This window comes from Gordonia desulfuricans NBRC 100010, assembly GCF_001485495.1.
Taxonomy (GTDB): domain Bacteria; phylum Actinomycetota; class Actinomycetes; order Mycobacteriales; family Mycobacteriaceae; genus Gordonia; species Gordonia desulfuricans.
Genome location: NZ_BCNF01000042.1, coordinates 1 through 18,902, shown reverse-complemented (window position 1 = coordinate 18,902; position 18,902 = coordinate 1). Strand labels below are relative to the sequence as shown.

Annotated in this window: 16 protein-coding genes; 8 read left to right on the top strand and 8 right to left on the bottom strand. The window is 69.6% G+C overall.

Annotated elements, in window-relative coordinates:
- The first annotated feature begins 113 nt into the window (after positions 1 to 113).
- Positions 114 to 1,040 (top strand): alpha/beta hydrolase, encoded by a 927-nt coding sequence (locus tag GD1_RS07225; RefSeq protein WP_244882576.1) that lies wholly within the window; start codon positions 114 to 116, stop codon positions 1,038 to 1,040.
- 190 nt (positions 1,041 to 1,230) lie between these two features.
- On the top strand, positions 1,231 to 1,353 hold the full coding sequence (locus tag GD1_RS25635) for an MFS transporter (RefSeq protein WP_162128783.1): 123 nt from the start codon (positions 1,231 to 1,233) through the stop codon (positions 1,351 to 1,353).
- Positions 1,354 to 1,448: 95 nt separating this feature from the next.
- On the opposite strand, the gene nadC is transcribed toward GD1_RS25635, so the two are convergent.
- Positions 1,449 to 2,348: a carboxylating nicotinate-nucleotide diphosphorylase gene (gene nadC / locus GD1_RS07220; protein ID WP_059036528.1), complete on the bottom strand. Its 900-nt coding sequence runs from the start codon at positions 2,346 to 2,348 to the stop codon at positions 1,449 to 1,451.
- An 8-nt stretch (positions 2,349 to 2,356) separates the two neighbouring features.
- Positions 2,357 to 3,421 carry a quinolinate synthase NadA gene (nadA, locus tag GD1_RS07215; RefSeq protein ID WP_053777788.1) on the bottom strand — a complete coding sequence of 355 codons (1,065 nt, stop codon included), beginning with the start codon at positions 3,419 to 3,421 and terminating at the stop codon, positions 2,357 to 2,359.
- A 245-nt stretch (positions 3,422 to 3,666) separates the two neighbouring features.
- Between nadA and GD1_RS07210 the strand changes: the two genes are divergently transcribed.
- Together GD1_RS07210 and GD1_RS07205 are read left to right on the top strand one after the other, a co-directional pair.
- Entirely contained in the window at positions 3,667 to 4,116 is a 450-nt protein-coding gene (locus tag GD1_RS07210) for a LuxR C-terminal-related transcriptional regulator (protein WP_059036507.1), read from the top strand.
- A gap of 72 nt (positions 4,117 to 4,188) precedes the next feature.
- On the top strand, positions 4,189 to 4,962 hold the full coding sequence (locus GD1_RS07205) for an NUDIX hydrolase (RefSeq protein WP_373855260.1): 774 nt from the start codon (positions 4,189 to 4,191) through the stop codon (positions 4,960 to 4,962).
- Here GD1_RS07205 and GD1_RS07200 read toward each other — a convergent pair.
- The 6 genes from GD1_RS07200 to GD1_RS07175 all read right to left on the bottom strand — a co-directional run bounded on the left by GD1_RS07200 (position 4,946) and on the right by GD1_RS07175 (position 10,399).
- Complete coding sequence (locus GD1_RS07200) at positions 4,946 to 5,704, bottom strand: DUF2567 domain-containing protein (protein WP_238403666.1); 759 nt, start codon at positions 5,702 to 5,704, stop codon at positions 4,946 to 4,948. The two genes, GD1_RS07205 and GD1_RS07200, sit on opposite strands and share 17 nt — an antisense overlap.
- Positions 5,701 to 5,964, bottom strand: coding sequence for a biotin synthase auxiliary protein BsaP (bsaP, locus tag GD1_RS07195; RefSeq protein WP_174519027.1), 264 nt, complete (start codon positions 5,962 to 5,964; stop codon positions 5,701 to 5,703). Before bsaP ends, GD1_RS07200 begins: the two co-directional genes overlap by 4 nt.
- A 46-nt stretch (positions 5,965 to 6,010) precedes the next feature.
- Positions 6,011 to 7,129 carry a biotin synthase BioB gene (gene bioB, locus GD1_RS07190; RefSeq protein WP_202926921.1) on the bottom strand — a complete coding sequence of 373 codons (1,119 nt, stop codon included), beginning with the start codon at positions 7,127 to 7,129 and terminating at the stop codon, positions 6,011 to 6,013.
- Positions 7,126 to 7,860: a dethiobiotin synthase gene (gene bioD, locus GD1_RS07185; RefSeq protein ID WP_059036506.1), complete on the bottom strand. Its 735-nt coding sequence runs from the start codon at positions 7,858 to 7,860 to the stop codon at positions 7,126 to 7,128. Before bioD ends, bioB begins: the two co-directional genes overlap by 4 nt.
- Positions 7,857 to 9,029, bottom strand: a complete 1,173-nt coding sequence (locus tag GD1_RS07180) for an 8-amino-7-oxononanoate synthase (protein ID WP_059036526.1) — start codon at positions 9,027 to 9,029, stop codon at positions 7,857 to 7,859. The genes bioD and GD1_RS07180 overlap by 4 nt, the downstream gene beginning before the upstream one ends.
- Before the next feature lie 74 nt (positions 9,030 to 9,103).
- Positions 9,104 to 10,399: an adenosylmethionine--8-amino-7-oxononanoate transaminase gene (locus tag GD1_RS07175; protein ID WP_059036505.1), complete on the bottom strand. Its 1,296-nt coding sequence runs from the start codon at positions 10,397 to 10,399 to the stop codon at positions 9,104 to 9,106.
- A gap of 245 nt (positions 10,400 to 10,644) precedes the next feature.
- Here GD1_RS07175 and GD1_RS07170 point away from each other — a divergent pair, with 245 nt between their 5' ends.
- The 4 genes from GD1_RS07170 to treY all read left to right on the top strand — a co-directional run bounded on the left by GD1_RS07170 (position 10,645) and on the right by treY (position 18,730).
- The gene (locus GD1_RS07170) at positions 10,645 to 11,211 is read left to right on the top strand and encodes a TetR/AcrR family transcriptional regulator (RefSeq protein ID WP_059036504.1); all 567 of its coding nucleotides are present in this window, start codon (positions 10,645 to 10,647) and stop codon (positions 11,209 to 11,211) included.
- Between the two features lie 108 nt (positions 11,212 to 11,319).
- Positions 11,320 to 13,524 carry an acyltransferase family protein gene (locus tag GD1_RS07165; RefSeq protein WP_059036503.1) on the top strand — a complete coding sequence of 735 codons (2,205 nt, stop codon included), beginning with the start codon at positions 11,320 to 11,322 and terminating at the stop codon, positions 13,522 to 13,524.
- 120 nt (positions 13,525 to 13,644) lie between these two features.
- A complete protein-coding gene (gene glgX / locus GD1_RS07160) occupies positions 13,645 to 16,407 on the top strand; it encodes a glycogen debranching protein GlgX (protein ID WP_059036502.1) in 2,763 nt (920 codons plus the stop codon).
- Between the two features lies 1 nt (position 16,408).
- A complete protein-coding gene (gene treY / locus GD1_RS07155; RefSeq protein WP_059036501.1) occupies positions 16,409 to 18,730 on the top strand; it encodes a malto-oligosyltrehalose synthase in 2,322 nt (773 codons plus the stop codon).
- The last annotated feature ends 172 nt before the right edge of the window (positions 18,731 to 18,902 follow it).

Below are 18,902 nucleotides of genomic sequence, written 5' to 3'. Positions count from 1 at the left end.
ATCACGAAGGCCTAACGTTCCGCCATACCCCGGTTCACAGCAACCCCACAGGCCACCGATAATCGCCAACCATGGCGCGATTTCGGAGAGCGTGTACGCGAGCAGTGATCGCCGTGGCCGCGGCGGCAGCGACCATCCTGGCGGTACCGGCCACATCGGCGCGGGCCGATGTGGTGTCGGTCCAGGAGGTGTCACCCACCGAGACGGTGGTGCTGGTGCACTCCCCCTCGATGAACCGGGTGATCCGAAACCAGGTCCTGCATCTGCCCGGTAAACCCGTCGCCCCGGTCTTCTACATGCTGCCCGGCGCAGGCGGCGCCGAGGACGGGGTGTCGTGGTATCACCACGGCGGTGTCCGGCCGTTCTTCGCCGGCAAACGTGTCAACGTCGTCCTGCCGATCGGTGGCAGGTTCTCCATGTTCACCGACTGGCAGCACGACGACCCCGTCCTGGGCCGCAACAAATGGCAGACCTACATCAACCACGAACTGCCCGCGGCGATCGCCAAGGTCTTCCGCACCACCGGTGCGAATGCGATCAGCGGCGTGTCGATGTCGGCGGGACCGGCCGTCGACCTGGCCACCCGGGCACCGCAGCGCTACCGGGCCGTCGCCGCCTACAGCGGCTGTCCCACAACCGGATTCCCGCTCGGTGTACTGACCAACACGATGGTGGTGGCCCGCGGCGGCGGCAACGTGCTCAACATGTGGGGGCCGCCCGGTGCACCGGCATGGGCGGCACACGACCCGATCGTCAACGCGAACCGATTGCGCGGCAAGGCGATCTACCTCGGCTCGGCGACGGGTGTGCCGGGCCCGGTGGATCGTCTGGGTCCACTGGAGCTGCCCGGCGCGCTGATCGGCGGCCTGCCCGTGGAGTCGGTGGCCAGTGGGTGCAATGCAGCACTGTCGGCGCGTCTGGCGTCGCTGGGCATCGCCCACCACCTCGACATCCGGCCTCTCGGTTCCCATTCATGGGGCCTGTTCGCGGCGGAACTACGCGCATCGTGGCCGATGATCGCGCGGGCGATCGGGGCGTGAGAGAACGGCCGGCACCACCCGCGACAGTCCGCCCGCCCCACCGAGGACACCCGACCGACCCACACGGCCTGCACCGTCCGACCTGCAGACATATGAAACGCGTCGTACCGCATCGGCATGTCACGCCCCGCAGTTCCGCGACCGACAGGTCGTCCGGGTGACACCGGCGTCGACGTCCTACTGGACACGGGTGAGCGACGCCGACATCACCTGGTTCCTCACGGTCCAGACCCTCGCGGCCGCCGTGTGCGTACCGCTACTGTCCCAGCTCGGTGACATGTACGGGCACCGGCCGATGCTGGGATCTCGATGATCGCGGTCACCGTCGGCGTGCTCGTCATCGGCTCGAGGACCGGCAGTGCCGGCCCCGGACCGAACCCGACGACACGGCGGCCCGGCCGCGGCGCCCTACTCGACCGTGTCGAGCCCCAGGTCCAGGACGGTGACGCTGTGGGTGAGCGCACCCACGGCGAGGTAGTCGACGCCGGTGCGCGCATAGTCGGCGGCGACCTCGAGGGCGAGGCCACCCGAGCTCTCGAGTTTGGTCTCCGGCGACCGCGCGTTGCGGCGCTGGACGGCCATCTGGGTCTCCCACGGCTCGAAGTTGTCGAGCAACACCAGCTGCGGGGACAACGCCAGGACCTCGTCGAGCTGTTCCAGCGAGTCCACCTCGACCTCCACCGGCAGCCCCGGTGCCGCAGCGCGCACCGCCTGCAGTGCGGCACCGACCGAACCCGCGGCCGCGACATGGTTGTCCTTGATCAGTGCCGCATCGCCGAGACCCATGCGGTGATTGACGCCACCGCCGGCCCGCACGGCGTACTTCTGCAGATACCGCATGCCCGGCAAGGTCTTTCGCGAGTCACGAATCCTGGCGTCGGTGCCGTCGACCGCGGCGACCCACGCCGCGGTCGCGGTGGCGACACCCGACAGATGGCAGATCAGGTTCAGCGCGGTGCGCTCGGCGGTCAGCAGTGCGGCCGTCGGTGCATGCACGGCCAGCACCACATCCCCCGGGGCGACGGGGGTTCCGTCGGCGATCGCCGCGGTCACCTGATACCGGTCGGCACCGATCACCTCGTCGAACACCGCACGCACCACCGGCACGCCGGCGATCACGCCATGTGCCCGGCTGACGATCGCGGCGTCCACCGTCGCGTCGGCGGGAACCGTTGCGGCCGTGGTCACGTCGGGCCCGTACCGCAGGTCCTCGTCGAGCGCGGTGCGGATCAGCGCCCGCACCTCGTCGGTGACGGCCAGATCGAGATCCCCGGTCGCCGCTTCCTGCCCCACGAAGGTCGCGTTCATCGGTGCGCTCACTCCCCCGAACCGGGGTTGCCGATGGAGATCATGCGCTCGACGCTCTGGCGGGCGCGGGCGGCGACGTCGTCGGCGACGAACACCTCGTCGCGTCCCTCGCGCAGGGCACGCAGCAGCGCGGCCGGGGTGATCATCTTCATGTAGGGGCACGACGCACGGTCGTTGACCGCCTGGAAGTCGATGCCGGGGGCGGCCTTGCGTAGCTGGTGCAGCATGCCGATCTCGGTGGCCACCAGGACCTGCTTGGCGCCGGTCTCGCGGGCGGCGTCGATCATGCCGCCGGTGGACAGGATCTTGACCCGGTCGTCGGGCACCGCACCCTCACCGGCGAGGTACAGCGCCGAGGTGGCGCAACCGCATTCGGGGTGGATGAACAGGTCGGCGTCGGGGTGGGCGGCGGCCTGCTCGGTGAGCTCGTCACCGTTGATACCGGCGTGGACGTGGCATTCACCGGCCCAGATGTGGATGTTGTCGCGCCCGGTCTCGCGCTTGACGTGCGCGCCGAGGAACTGATCCGGCAGGAACAGCACGTCGCGGTCGGGATCGATCGAGGCGACGACGTCGACGGCGTTCGACGAGGTGCAGCAGATGTCGGTGAGACCCTTGACCTCGGCGGTGGTGTTCACATACGAGACCACCATGGCGTCGGGGAACTCGTCCTTCCAGGCGCGCAGCTCGTCGGCGGTGATCGAATCGGCCAGCGAGCAGCCGGCGCGGGCGTCCGGGATCAGGACGCGCTTGTCCGGGCTGAGGATCTTGGCGGTCTCGGCCATGAAGTGCACACCGCAGAACACGATCTCGTCGGAGTCGACCTCGGCGGCGATCCGCGACAGTGCCAGGGAGTCGCCGACGTGATCGGCCACGTCCTGGATGGCCGGGAGCTCGTAGTTGTGCGCGAGCAGGGTGGCATTGCGGGCCTTGGCGAGCCTGCGGACCTCCTCGGCCCACTCGAGGGTGGGTTCGACGCCGGTGAAACCGCCGGGGCCGTCGATCCACTGCATGTCCGCCGCAGCCGAAGCAGTCGATTCGGTCACCGCGGGTCGGTCGCTGGTGATGCTCATCTGGAGAACTCCTCTGTCCTGCCGCTCTGCGGCCTGCGCACGGCACGGGCTGTGTACCGGCGGCGGGTTTTCGACTGCTGATCGAAAACCTGCAGTCATCGTAACACCGGTCACTCTGCGGGCATTCCAAGCCCATTCCAAGTAGTCCACTACTCGTTTGATCCACCGTTGTACTCCGTAGCGTTCTGATCAGCCGAAACACCAGCGTCATCCCCGTCAACCAACGACTTCAGGAGTCCGACATCATGACCGCAAGCCTCGGTACCGCCACCGGAAACTCCGCGCAGCCCATGCCGCCGATCGCGCCGCGGAGCCCCATCCCCGGCCGTCGGAGCTACTCCACGCCCCTGCAGGCGGTACGCCGCCGCCAGGAGGCCCTCGAACGTCTCGCCGCACGACCGGTGATGCCCCCGCGTCGGGTCGAACCGATCGCCGTCATCGCCTCCCCGCGACCCGAGCCCCGCACCCTTCCGGTGCCGCTGACCACCCGTGAGGTCGAGGTGCTGCGGACCTGGCTGCTGGTCGACTCCAAGGCCGATGTCGCCTCGCGGCTGAACATCTCGGTGGGCACGGTCAACACCCACCTCGCCCGCATCCGCACCAAGTACGCCGACGCCGGTCGCGCCGCCCGTACCAAGGCGTCGCTGGTCGCCCGCGCGATCCAGGACGGCCTGGTCACCCTCGAGGAACTGTGAGCCGGCGACCCGCCGCGCGAACCGGCCGACACACCGTCGGAACGGCGGCGGGGTGCCCCTAGAATCGTCGGCATGCCGACGCCTCCCGAACCCTCCGACCCCGGGACGCCGGCCGTGCGTGTCGAGCTGCCGTCGCGTGTCGAGGCGCCGTTACGTGTCGAGGCGCCCATGCGCGTCGAGGTTCTCTGTGTGGTCTTCCAGGTCCGCGAGGCCGAACCCGACGGCGCGCCCGCACTCTCGGTGCTGCTCACCCACGGCGACCACACCGCACCGTGGACACTGCCCGGCGGCGACATCGGTGACGACGAGGACCTGTCGGTGACCGGACTCCGCCTGCTCGCCGAGAAGATGGACGTCCGCACCGTCGCGCACCTCGAACAGCTGGAGGTGTTCTCCGCCCCCGACCGCGTCCCGGGCGTGCGGACCATCGCCTCGACCTATCTGGGGCTGGTGCCCTCCGACGCCGCGACGGACCTGCCCAGCGGTGCGGCCTGGCATCGGGTGGACGATCTGGAGGCCGACGATCTGGCCTTCGACCATGCGGCGATCATCGAGGCCGGCCGACATCGGCTGGCCGCCAAACTCTCCTACACCAACATCGCCTTCGCGCTGGCCCCGTCGCGGTTCGCGATGTCGGAGCTGTCGGAGGTGTACGGCGCCGCCCTGGGCTACCGCGTCGACACCACCAACCTGCTGCGCATCCTCAGCCGCCGCGGCGTGGTGGTCGCGACCGGGTTGCTCGGTCGTACCGGCCGTTCGGGTGGCCGTCCCCCGTCGCTCTACGCCTTCGCCGACAAGGCGCTGCGCGTGACCGACGAGTTCGCGACGCTCAAACCCCCGATGTGACGGCCTGCGTGTCGCCGACCGCCGGCCACTGCGGCTGATCACCGACACCGAGGTCGCCGTCGCGCTGCGCCAGCGCACACACCAGATAGACCAGCGTCGCGAAGAGCGGCGCGCAGATCAGCAACACCCACGGCCCACTGGGACCCTGCCGCACCGACTGGTCGAGCCACAGGTCCGGGACCACCCGGAAGGTCTGCCCCACCGCGACGTCGGTGGGCCCGGCCAGATGCCAGTCGGCGATCTGGGTGCCGACCCAACCCGCGACACCGGTTCCGACGATCGTCGACGCCAGCGTGACCCCGTATCCGGGCAGTCCACGCCACCCGCGGGCCGCCGACCACGAGACGCCGGCGGCGATCGCCCCGAATGCACACATGATCAGGCAGAACGCGGCGACACCGGCGAACTCCTCACCGAGCTGGGCACCGGAGACCGACGCGCCGTCGGCCGCACGGACCCCCGACATCGCCGGGGTCACCACCGCCCACACCGCACCGGCGATCACCCCGAGCAGCAGCGTCACCGCCGCCACCGCGACCAGGGTCGACGGGGTGCGGTGAGCCGGCCGGACGGTCCGCGGCGGCGCCATCGGCACCGGGGTCATCGGGGCCATCGGGTTCTGCGCGGCCGGGGATTCGGGGATCGGTGCCGAGGACCCCGGCTCGTGATGCCCCGGTTGCCCGGGTACCGGTTGCGGCCGGCCGGATCCGTGCGGTGCCGGAGGACCGGCGGGATCGGTCATCGTCGGCCCAGTTCGGTGGAGTCGACGGTGCCGTGCCGGGAACACCGGGCATCCCAGCCGTCCGGGCGCACCTGCACCACCATCCGCCGGCCGCACTGCCCACAGAACCGCGGCGGTTCCAGTCCGAGCCGCGCCGCGGTCGGCACCGCATCCGGCGACTGCAGTTCCAGCTCGATCCCGGTGTAGACCCCGTATCGGCACGGCTGATCCAGCGGACCGGGGACCATCAGGTCTCCCCCGGCGTCGGATCGGTTCGTCATCGCAACTCCCACCCCTGCGAGCCTAGCCACCTCTGTGCTCCGCTCGTCAGATGCTGTCGTTGAGTGCCTTGATCGGCATCGACAGATCGGAGAGCAGATCGAGGTCGTCCTCGGCGGGACGGCCGAGCGTGGTGAGGTAGTTGCCGACGATGACCGCGTTGATCCCACCGAGGATGCCCTGCTTGGCGCCCAGATCTCCGAGGGTGATCTCGCGGCCACCGGCGAAGCGCAGGATGGTTCGCGGCAGCGCGAGCCGGAACGCGGCCACCGACTTCAGTGCCTCCGACGCCGGCAGCACGTCGAGGTCGCCGAACGGGGTGCCCGGTCGCGGGTTGAGGAAGTTCAGCGGCACCTCGTCGGGATCGAGGCCGGCGAGGTCGGCGGCGAACTCGGCACGCTGCTCGAGCGACTCACCCATGCCGAGGATGCCGCCGCAGCAGACCTCCATACCCGCGTCGCGGACCATACGCAGGGTGTCCCACCGCTCCTCCCAGGTGTGGGTGGTGACGACGTTGGGGAAGTGGCTGCGCGCGGTCTCCAGGTTGTGGTTGTAGCGGTGTACGCCCATGTCGCGCAGCTGGTCGACCTGTTCCTGGGTCAACATGCCCAGGCTGCAGGCGATCTGGATGTCGACCTCGTTGCGGATGGCCTCGATACCCGCGGCGACCTGGCTCAGCAGGCGCTTGTCGGGTCCGCGGACGGCGGCGACGATGCAGAACTCGGTGGCACCGGTCTTGGCGGTCTGCTTGGCCGCCTCCACCAGAGACGGGATGTCGATCCACGCGCTGCGCACCGGCGAGGCGAACAGGCCCGACTGTGAACAGAAGTGGCAATCCTCCGGGCAGCCACCGGTTTTGAGCGAGATGATGCCCTCCACCTCGACCTCCGGACCACACCAGCGCATCCGCACGTCGTGGGCGAGCTGCAGCAGTTCGGTGAGCCGCTCGTCGGGCAGGCGCAGCACGGTGAGCACCTGCTCCTGGCTGAGCCCCTCCCCACGCTCGAGGACCTGCTCGCGGGCGATCGCGAGGATGTCGGCCGCGCCGGTCTGGACAGCGCCGGTCGGGACAGCGGCGGTCGGGACAGCGGCGGTCGGGACAGCGGCGGTCGGGACAGCGGCGGTCGGGGTGGTCGCGGTGCGCGGGTCCACGGGTGCCTGGGTCATGCGAGAACTCCTTGGTGGGTGCTGTTCGATGTCTCGAAGTCATTGGGGCGCAGTCCGATCAGCCAGTCCGGGTCGAACCAGCTCGCGGCGTCGAGGCGGAACCGGCCGGCAGACAGACGGCCGGCACCGTCGGGGATCACGCCGACCACCGGGACCCCGGTGAGCCGGGGCAGGTCGTCGCGGTTGCAGCGGGTCGCGAGATCCGGCTGCTCCGGCCAGGCGCCGATCACCAGACCTGCGGGCCGCAGTCCCGCGGCACGGATCGCGGCGACGGTCAGTTCGGCGTGGTTGAGGGCCCCGAGCCCGGCCTGCACGACGACGAGGACCGCGGCACTCAGTGCGGCCGCCACGTCGAGGATGGTGTGGTCGGGAGCCAGCCGCACGAGCGCGCCACCGGCCCCCTCGACCAGGGTGAGATCATGGCGTCCGGCGAAAGCGGCGATACGCGAATGCATCTCGTGCGGGTCGGCCGGGGCGACACCGGCCACGCGGGCGGCGGTCTCGGGTGCGAGCGGATCGGGATAGCGGATGCATTCCAGGGTCGGCAGCGGACCGGTGAGCGCGGTGACCGTCGCGAGATCGCCCGGCTCGCCGTCGAGCACACCGGTCTGGGCCGGCTTGCACACCGCGACGTCCAGGCGCGGGGCGAGTGCGGCCGCCAGGGCCGCGGTGACGATGGTCTTGCCGATGTCGGTGGACGTACCGGTGACGACCAGGGATCGGGCGCTCATCGGGCACCCACCCGACGCAATGCCGCGAGGACCACGTCGGCGGCGCGATCGACGTCGTCGGCGGTCAGGTCGGCCCGCATGGTCAGACGCAACCGCGAGGTACCGGCGGGCACCGACGGCGGCCGGAAGCAGCCGACCAGCACACCCTGCTCGCGACAGGCGGCCGCCGCAGCGACCGCCGGCTGCGGCTCGCCGACGACGATCGAGAGCACCGCCGACACCTCGGGCGTCCCGTCGACTCGACGCGGCAGTTCGATATCGCACCGCTCGGCCATGTGGATGACGTTGCGGCGCAGACGGTTCGGCATCTCCGGGTCGGTCCGCAGCAGGCCGAGGGCGGCGCGGGCACCGCCGACGGCGGCCGGGGCGAGCCCGGTGTCGAAGATGAACGGGCGGGCGCGGTCGACGAGATGGCCGCGCAACACCTGCGGCCCGAGCACGATGCCACCCTGGGCGCCCAGGGACTTGGATGCGACGGTGGTGACCACCAGGTCGGGCGCCCCGGACAGGCCGGCCTCGGCGATCACGCCACGTCCTCCCGGCCCACGCACGCCGAGACCGTGGGCCTCGTCGACCAGCAGGGCCGCACCGTGGGCGCGGGCGGCGGCATAGAGTTCGGCGACCGGTGCCGCGGCGCCGTCGACACTGTAGATGGAGTCGGAGACGACCAGGGCGCGGTCCTCGGTGCGCTCGGCCAGGGCTGCGGCGACGGCCTCGTGATCGCCCCGGTCGACCACCACCACCCGGGCCCGCGACAACCGGCAGCCGTCGATCAGCGATGCGTGGGTGCCGGTGTCGCTGACGATGAGGTCACCCCGCCCGACCAGCGCGGTGATGGCACCGACGTTGCCGAGGTAACCCGACGAGAACATCAGGGCCGCAGGGAAACCCAGGAAGTCGGCGATCTCGCGCTCGAAGTCGACGTGTTCGGCGGTGGTGCCGGCGACGAGCCGCGAGGCGGTGGCCCCCGCACCCCAGCGGTCGAGGGTCAGATGTGCCCCGGCGACGACGGCCGGATGGGTGGACAGGCCGAGATAGTCGTTGGAGGCCAGGTTCAGCAGTTCCTGCCCCTCGCGGCGGACCACCGGCTCGCGGTGCAGACCCGCGGCGAGGGTGGCCGCGGCGGCCTCGTGCAGCCAGTCGAGGGCGACGGGCCCGTCGCCGGTCATCGGGCCCGCGGCACCGGGATGCCCGATCTGGTCGTCACCGGTCGCGCGTGCGCGCCCGTCGGTCTGGGTGATGGTCACAGGGGTCCTCCCACCGGAATCGCGACACAGGCCTCGGCGGCGGCACGCATACCGCTTGTGAGGGTGTCGATCTCGTCGTCGGAACAGATGTAGGGCGGCATGGCGTAGACGAGGTTGCGGAACGGCCGCAACCACACGCCGGCGTCGACCGCCGCGGCCGTGGCCGCCCGCATGTCGACCGGGGAGTCGAGCTCGATCACACCGATCGCCCCGAACACGCGGACGTCGGCGACGCCGTCGACACCGCGCAACGGACCCAGTCCGCGTTCGAGGCCGGCCCCGATCCGCGCGACCCGGTGCGCCCACGGGCCGTCGAGCAGGAGCTCGGTGGAGGCCACGGCGATCGCACAGGCCAGCGGATTGGCCATGAACGTGGGGCCGTGCGCCAGTCCCCCGGCCTCGCCGGCGCTGATCACCGCGGCGACGTCGTCGGTGCACAGGGTGGCCGCGAGGCTCAGGTATCCGCCGGTCAGCGCTTTGCCCACGCACATGATGTCGGGGTCGACGCTGGCGTGCGCGGCGGCGAACAGGGTGCCGGTACGGCCGAAGCCGGTGGCGATCTCGTCGAAGATCAGCAGCACGTCCTGCTCGTCGCAGATCCGCCGGAGTTCGCGCAGGTACTGCGGATCGTGGAAGCGCATCCCCCCGGCGCCCTGCACGACGGGTTCGACGATGATCGCGGCGAGCTCGTCGCGGTGGGCGATCACCTCGGCCTCGAGGGCCGCCAAGTAGTCGGGCCGGAAGTCGGCGGGCGGCGCGTCGACGAAGACCTGCCGGGTGAGCACGTCGGTCCACAAGGCGTGCATGCCGCCGTCGGGGTCGCACACGCTCATCGGGGCGAAGGTGTCGCCGTGGTAACCACCGCGCCAGGTGAGCATCCGTGTGCGTCCGGGTCGGCCGCGGCCACGCCAGTACTGCACCGCCATCTTGATCGCGACCTCGACCGACACCGACCCGGAATCGCAGAAGAAGACCTTGTTCAGGGGTGCAGGGGTGATCTCGACGAGCAACCGGGCCAGCCGCGCCGCCGGTTCATGGGTGAGGCCACCGAACATGACGTGACTCATCGCGTCGAGCTGCCGATGGGCGGCGGCGTCGAGCACCGGGTTGCCGTAGCCGTGGATCGCCGCCCACCAGGAACTCATCCCGTCGATCAGCTCGCGGCCGTCGGCGGTGCGCAGGCGCACACCGTGTGCGGAGGCGATCACGAGCGGTTCGGTGGGTGCCGGGAACGCCCCGTAGGGATGCCAGATGTGCGCGGCATCGACGGCACTGATGCTGGCGTGGTCCACGGCGGTGATCCTTCGGTCGAACCGGGCGGCCGGAGAACGGGCTCCGTACCGGGGGCTGATGCGGTGTGGGTGTCGTCACCATCCCGCTGCCTGAACACCGTACAGGAAAACTCCTGAACGGTGTACAGGTGGTGCTGTGGCGCCACTCCGGGCGCCGCGTTCCCGGACCCGATCGATGCCGCGGCCACCGGTGACCGGCTCGGGTGCTCGCCGGGCGATGCCGCACGACCACTACCCTGGGCCCCGTGAGCAACAGCCGAGCCGACATCCTCGCGGCCGCCCGTGGAGTGCTCACCCGGCACTCCCTCGCCGACCTCACGATGCGTCGGCTCGCCGCGGAGGTCAGGGTCCGGCCCAACGCGCTGTACTGGCACTTCCCCAACAAACAGACCCTGCTGGCCGCCCTGGCCGACGACATCCTCGCCTCGGTTCCCGGCCCCGACCCGGCCCTGCCGTGGGACCGGCAACTCGCCGACCTCGCCACCGGCATCCGCGCCGCCCTGCTCGCCGTGCCCGACAGCGCCGAGGTGGTCTCCTCCAGCTGGGCGTCGGGCCTGTCAGACAAGGCCGTCGCCGATGTCATCACCGCGGTCGCCGTCGCCGGTGGCCTGACAGACCGGGACGCGCAGGCGATCACCACCGCGATCTGTCAGCTGGTCATCGGCCTGACCATCGAGGAACAGACCCGCGCACAGATGGAACGGCTCGGCGTGATCGGTCCCTCGGGCCGCGACTTCGGCGCCGAGTTCGCCGACGGTCTGGACGTGATCCTCGACGGCGCGCGGCATCGTGCCGCCGCCATCGACGCGTGACCCGGTAGCCTCTGCGGCAGGGCTTTCGCGCGTCGGGTGGCGAGCCGTCGGTGACCCGATGCCGACCCACGGACCCGACGATCCCTCACGGAAGACGCTTCTCCCCCTGTGGCCACCACCCGAACCCCCACCTCCGACCGCACGGTCGTGACGCCTGCCGCCACGCCCGCGTATCGCACCGATCTCGACGGTCTGCGTGGTATCGCGATCACCCTGGTCGCCTGCTTCCACATCTGGTTCGGCCGGGTCTCCGGCGGTGTCGACGTCTTCCTCACCCTGTCCGGCTACTTCTTCATCGGTTCGTTGCTGCGCCACGCCGTGCACAGCCAGTCGGTCCGCGTCTCCTACTGGGACACGATCAACCCGTGGCCACGGCTGAAACGCCTGCTCAAACGCCTGCTCCCGGCCTTGTTCACGGTGCTCGTGGCGGTACTGGTGCTCACCGTGGTGGTGCTGCCGCAGACGCGGTGGGCCAACACCGGACACGAGCTGATCGCCAGCGGCCTCTACTACCAGAACTGGTATCTGGCGCTGAACTCCCAGGACTACCTGGCGGCGAGCTCGGCGAACAGTCCACTGCAACACATCTGGTCGATGTCGGTGCAGGGCCAGTTCTTCGTCGGCATGCTGCTGGCCGCGGTGATCGTCGCCGCCCTGATCAAGCTGATCGCCACCGTCTTCGCACCGATCGCCCGTCCCACCGTGATCCGGGTGATCGTGGGCGTCTCGCTGCTCGGGCTCGCCGCGCTCTCGTTCTACTGGGCGCACATGCGGATGGAGGTCAACCAGCAGTGGAACTACTACGACACCCTGTCCCGCCTGTGGGAACCGCTGGCCGGCGGCCTGCTGGCGGTGTGGATGCCGTCATGGCGGGTGCCGCGCTGGATTCGTAACTCCGCGACCGTCGTCGCCCTCGCCCTGATCGTGACCTGCGGCTGGTGGATCGACGGCGTCGACGCCTACCCCGGCCCCTGGGCCCTCGTACCCGTCGGGGCGACGGTGCTGATCATCTGGTCCGGTGCGGTGGCCGCCGAACGCGCCGGGCGGGGCAGGCACGCGCAGCAGGACACCTCGCTGCCGGCGGTCAACCGGATGCTCGCCTCCACCGGTCCGGTGTGGCTGGGCACCATCGCCTACGCCCTCTACCTGTGGCACTGGCCGCTGCTGATCTTCTACCTGAGCTGGCGGGACAAGAACCACGCGAACTTCGTCGAGGGGGTGGTGCTGCTCGCCGCGTCCATCGGCCTCGCCTGGCTGACCAAACGCTACGTCGAGGACCCGCTCCGCAACGGCGAGGCCCCCACCCTGCCCAGACCCCTGGTCGGATGGTCACGGCGTCGATGGTTCGGCTACACCTCGCTGGTCACCACGATCCTGGTGGTCGCGAGCATCGTCGGCGTGGCCGGCATCCAGGTCTGGCAGCGGCATGTCACCACCCTCGCCGTCGACACCAAGAACCTCGATCCCCGCGAGTTCCCGGGCGCGCGGGCACTGCTGGACAACGCACCGGTGCCGGCGCTCGACCCGCAACCCACCCCGCTGGCGGTGATCAAGGATTTCCCCGAGACATCCACCGACGGGTACATGAGCGACTTCGAGGATCCGCGTATCCACGTCGGCATCTACGGTGATCCGGCCGCCTCACGGACCATCGCGCTGGCCGGCGGATCGCACGCCGAGATGTGGATCAGCGCGCTCAACCTGCTGGGCCAGCGGTACCACTTCAAGGTCAAGACCTACCTGAAGATGGGTTGTCCGCTGTCCACCGATCCGGTGCCACGGCAGAACGGCGTGCCCTATCCGCAGTGCCACGACTGGGTCGAACGGGTGATCCCGATGATCATCTCCGACAAACCCGACGCGGTGTTCACCAACTCCACACGACCGCGCGACGACGGGCCCGGCGACTGGACGCCCACCGACTACACCCCGATCTTCGAACGGTTCACCGGTGCCGGTATCCCGGTGCTCGGAATCCGGGACACCCCGTGGCCGCACAACGCGCAGGGCCTGATCGACACCCCAACCTGTCTGGCCGAGGGGGGTACCGCCGAATCGTGCGGCACCCAGCGCTGGGCGGCGCTGTCGGCGACCGATCCGGCCGCCGCATACGCCGAGACCAATCCGCTGTTCCACGCACTGGACCTGTCCAACGGCGTGTGCACCCCCGACCTGTGTCCCGCGATCGTCGGCAACATCATCGTCTACAAGGACTGGCATCACCTCAGCGCCACCTACGTCCGCAGCCTCACCGACGGACTCGGTGCGCAGATGGGCCGGGCGATGCCGTGGACCGTCGGCGCCCAGCCCTGACCCGACCGGTCGCCGAACCGACTGCGACGCCGATCACGCCGGTACGGCCGGGACGCCTGTCCGAGATGTAGACCTGCGGTTTCGCCGCTAGGGTCGACACATGAACACAGGACGGCGCGCATGACCGTACCGCCCACCGCAGACGACCGGTCCACGGGCGAGGCGCCACTCGATCCCGCCGGCCTCGCCGGCACCCCCGCAGCCGGTGGTGCCGCGCCGCGACCCGGTGTGCACGCACCGCATCCGCTCCCGGTGTGGCCGGGCCAGGCCTATCCCCTCGGCGCGACGTATGACGGTGCGGGAACGAACTTCTCACTGTTCTCCGAGGTCGCCGAGAAGGTCGAGCTGTGCCTGATCGAGCCGGACGGCAGCGAACAGCGGATCCCGCTCGAGGAGGTCGACGGCTACTGCTGGCACTGCTACCTGCCGGGGATCGGACCGGGTCAGTTCTACGGGTACCGGGTCCACGGACCGTTCGACCCGTCGCAGGGGCTGCGATGTGATCCCAGCAAGCTGCTGCTCGACCCCTACGGCAAGGCCTTCTACGGGGATTTCGATCCCGACCCGTCGCTGTTCTCGTACCCGATGACCGCCGACGACGATCCTTCTGTACCCGAACCCTCTGCGCCCGATTCCTCTGCGCCCGAACCCTCTGCGCCCGATCCCGATGGCGCACCGCAGGATCCGGTCGCGGCCGCCGATCCCGACACCGACGGGGCCGCCGACGACGTCGATGTGTCCGCCACCTCGGTCGAGGCCACCGGCACGGAGGTCGACGCCGGCACGGTGGTCGACGCCGAGGTCGACGGCGAGATCGCGTCGATGTCCACCGTATCGTCGGATGCCGTCGACCCCTCCGTCCCCGAGAGCTCACCCGATTCCGTTGGCGCCGAGCCCATCTCATCCGACCACATCGCCCTGACCATCGCCGCGGCCGCATCCGACCCCGACGGCCTCGTCGTCGATGCCGAGAGCCGACCCGCCGACACGGCCGACGAGGCAGATGAGACCGGAACCTCCCTCGACCCCGATCCGGACGAGACCGGCGAAGAGATCTTCGAGGAGCCGGAATCGCCGTTCCCGGACGATCACCGGCAGGTCGACCCCGAACCGTCATCGGCCATGCCACAGCTCGATTCGCGCCACCACACGATGCTGTCGGTGGTGATCAACCCGTTCTTCGACTGGCAGAACGATCGTCCGCCGCGCCTGCCCTATCACCAGACGGTGATCTACGAGGCCCACGTCAAGGGCATGACCGCCACCCACCCCGACATCCCCGAGCACCTGCGCGGAACATATGCCGGACTGTGCCATCCGGTGATCATCGACCATCTGAAGTCGTTGGGTGTCACCGCCATCGAACTGATGCCGGTGCATCAGTTCATGAACGACTTCGTGCTGCGGGAGAAGGGCCTGCAGAACTACTGGGGCTACAACACCTTCGGGTTCTTCGCCCCGCATGCCGAGTACGCGGCCGCCTACAACCACCAGCCGGGCAGTGCCGTCACCGAGTTCAAGGCAATGGTACGGGCGTTCCACAAGGCCGGGATCGAGGTCATCCTCGACGTCGTCTACAACCACACCGCCGAGGGCAACCACATGGGCCCGACGATCAGCTTCCGCGGTATCGACAACAAGGCGTACTACCGCGTCGTCGACGGCGATCCCGCGATGTACATGGACTACACCGGAACCGGCAACAGTCTCAACGGCAGGCATCCGCACACCCTGCAGCTGATCATGGACTCGCTGCGCTACTGGGTGCTGGAGATGCACGTCGACGGATTCCGGTTCGATCTGGCCTCGACCCTGGCCCGCGAACTCCACGACGTCGACCGGTTGTCGGCGTTCTTCGATCTGGTGCAACAGGATCCGGTGGTCAGCCAGGTGAAGCTGATCGCCGAGCCGTGGGACGTGGGCGAGGGGGGCTACCAGGTGGGCAACTTCCCGCCGCTGTGGACCGAGTGGAACGGGAAGTACCGAGACACCGTCCGCGACTACTGGCGTGGTGAGCCGGCCACGCTGGGCGAGTTCGCCTCTCGACTCACCGGGTCGTCGGATCTGTACGAGGCCACCGGGCGCCGGCCGTCGGCGAGCATCAACTTCGTCATCGCCCACGACGGCTTCACCTTGCGGGATCTGGTGTCCTACAACGAGAAGCACAATCTGGCCAACGGTGAGGACAACCGCGACGGCGAGAGTCACAACCGGTCCTGGAACTGCGGCGTGGAAGGACCCACCGACGATCCGGAGATCCTCACGCTGCGAGCCCGCCAGCAACGCAACATCCTGGCCACGCTGTTCCTGTCGCAGGGCACACCGATGCTCGCCCACGGCGACGAGATCGGCCGGACCCAGCTCGGCAACAACAACGTCTACTGCCAGGACTCCGAATTGGCCTGGATGGATTGGACACTGGCGGAGAAGAACGCCGACCTGCTGGCCTTCACCCGGCGTGCCATCGCCCTGCGTACCGAGCATCCGGTGTTCCGACGGCGCCGGTTCTTCGCCGGGAAGCCGATCCGGTGGGGACATCAGGCACTCGACATCGCCTGGCTCACCCCCTCCGGCGCGGAGATGACCACCGCCGACTGGGACAGCGGCTTCGGCAAGTCGCTGGCGGTGTTCCTCAACGGGGCCGGGATCGCCGAGAGCGACGACCGCGGCGAGAAGGTGATCGACGACAGCTTCCTGATCTGCTTCAACGCCCACTACGAGAGCATCGACTTCCGGCTGCCCCCCACCGGATACGGCCTCGAATGGGAAGGCGTCCTCGACACCGCCGACGCCACCGGCCATTCCGCGGTCACCTCCGCGGTGTCGGGGTCGGTGTTGTCGGTGCGGGAACGGTCACTGCTGGTCCTGCGCAAGAGGGCCTGACATGATGATCCGACCGGAGCCGATCGCGACCTATCGGGCGCAGCTGACCCCGGACTTCGGGTTCGCCGACGTCATCGACACACTCGATCACATTGCCGCACTCGGGGTCTCGCATCTCTATCTGTCTCCGATCGGAACGGCGATGCCCGGCTCCACACACGGGTACGACTGGGTCCCCCCACCCGGGGTGGCGTCGGCGCTCGGCGGACGTGACGGTCTGCGTGTCCTCCGGTCGGCGGCCCGCGAGCGCGGCCTCGGACTGGTGATCGACATCGTGCCCAACCACACCGGCGTCGCCGAGGTCCTGCGCAATCCGTGGTTCGCCGACCTGCTGCAACACGGTCCCGGTTCGCGGTACGCCGCATTCTTCGACGCCGACTTCTCCGTCGACAACGGATGCGACGGCGCCCTGGCACTTCCGGTCCTCGCCTCCGACGGCGATCTGGGCCCGCTCACCGTCGACACCCGCGGTGTCCTGCGGTACCACGACCACGCCTTCCCCACCGCCCCCGGCACCCTCGGCGGCACACCGCAGGAGGTCCACGCGCGCCAGCACTATCGGCTCGTCCCCTGGGATTCGGGGATGATCGGCTACCGCCGGTTCTTCACCATCGACCAGCTCGCCGGGCTACGGCAGGAGGACCCGACGGTCTACGACGCCACCCATGCGTGGTTGCGCGACCTCGTCGAGGCCGACCTGATCGACGGTGTGCGCGTGGATCATCCCGACGGACTGTGGGATCCGGTGGACTACCTCGGCCGGTTGCGCGGCGATCTCGGCACCGACCGCCTGCTGTGGATCGAGAAGATCCTCGCCGCCGACGAACCACTCGAACCCGCACTGCCGGTCGACGGCACCACCGGATACGACCAGATGCGGATCATCGACGCCCTGTTCACCGCGCCGTCGGGGATCGTCGAGTTGTCGGAGATCCACGAACACACCACCGGCATCCCCGGTGATGCCGGCTGGCTCCGCGACAGCGAGCACAACCGCAAACTGAGCACCCTCACCGAGATGTTCCCGGCCGAGCATCGTCGCCTGGTGCGCGCCGTCACCCACTCCGACCCGAGTGCCGACATCGCCGCCGTCACCGCGGCGACCGCCGAGCTGATCGCCGGCCTGGGCGTGTATCGCGCCGACTATCCGTCGCTGCGGCCACGCCTGGAGGCCACCGCCGCACGCATCGCCGAACGGCGACCCGACCTGGCCGACGCACTCGCGACGATCGTGACCGCGACCACCAACCCGGGGTCGGCGGCCACCGCTCGGCTCGCCCAGACCTGTGGGGCGGTCACCGCCAAGAGCGTCGAGGACAGCCTGTTCTACCGCACGGCGCGACTGGTGTCGGCGCAGGAGGTGGGCTCCGATCCGGCCGACCCGACCTTGCCGTTGCGGGATTTCCACGCCCACAATGTGGTCCGCGCCGCCGACTGGCCCCGTGCGATGACTGCGGCGTCGACCCACGACACCAAGCGCGGTGAGGACGTACGCGCCCGGATCGCCCTGCTCGCCCAGGTGCCCGAACGCTGGTCACAGCTGGTGCGCCAGGTGTGGGCGGCCGCACCGCCGCCCGACCACCTGACCGGATACTTCCTGCTACAGAATGTCATCGGCGTGTGGCCCGTCGAGTTCGGCCGTCCGGTGGCCGTCGACGACGCGCTGCGCGAGCGGCTGTGCGCGTACGCACGCAAGGCAGCACGTGAATCCGGCCTGCGGACGTCGTGGATCGATGTGGACACCGAGTTCGAAGCCGCGCTCGACGCCTGGGTTCACACCCTCACCACCGCGCCGGTCTCGACACCGATCGACGCCTTCGTCGCCCGGATCGCGAGCGCCTGGGAGCAGGAGGCGTTGGCCCGCAAGGCGATCGGCCTACTCGGACCCGGGGTTCCCGACATCTATCAGGGCACCGAATGGTTCGAGGACTCGCTGGTCGACCCGGACAACCGTCGGCCGGTGGACTACGACCGCTCCGTCGATCACCCGAAGACACGACTCGTCGCCGCCGCACTCGGGGTACGCGCCACCTACCCGGAGGCCTTCGGCCCAGGAGGCGACTACCGGCCCATCCACGCCGACGGCACCGCCGCCGACCACATCATCGCGTTCGCCCGCGGCGTCGTCGGCGAGGCCCCGTCGGTGGTGATGATCACCGCACGGTTCACCCACAGCCTGCTCGAGGCCGACGCGGCCGCCACCACCGTGACCCTGCCGCCCGGTTCGTGGGTCGACGTCCTCGACGACAACACCCACAGTGGCACGGTGGATGTGGCGACCCTACGGGCCCACCACCCGGTGGCGATCTTGCGTCGCGCGTGATCGGTGCCGCCGGAGGTGGTTGCGGACACACTCGTCTCACCGGGTTTCGACACGGGTCCTCGCCTAACGGCTCGGTCCCGGCTCAACCATCCAAGAATAGTGCGCCAGTTGATGGTTGAGCCGAATGCCCAAACCAAACCATCCAAACTCGCTGCACCCGTTGATGGTTGAG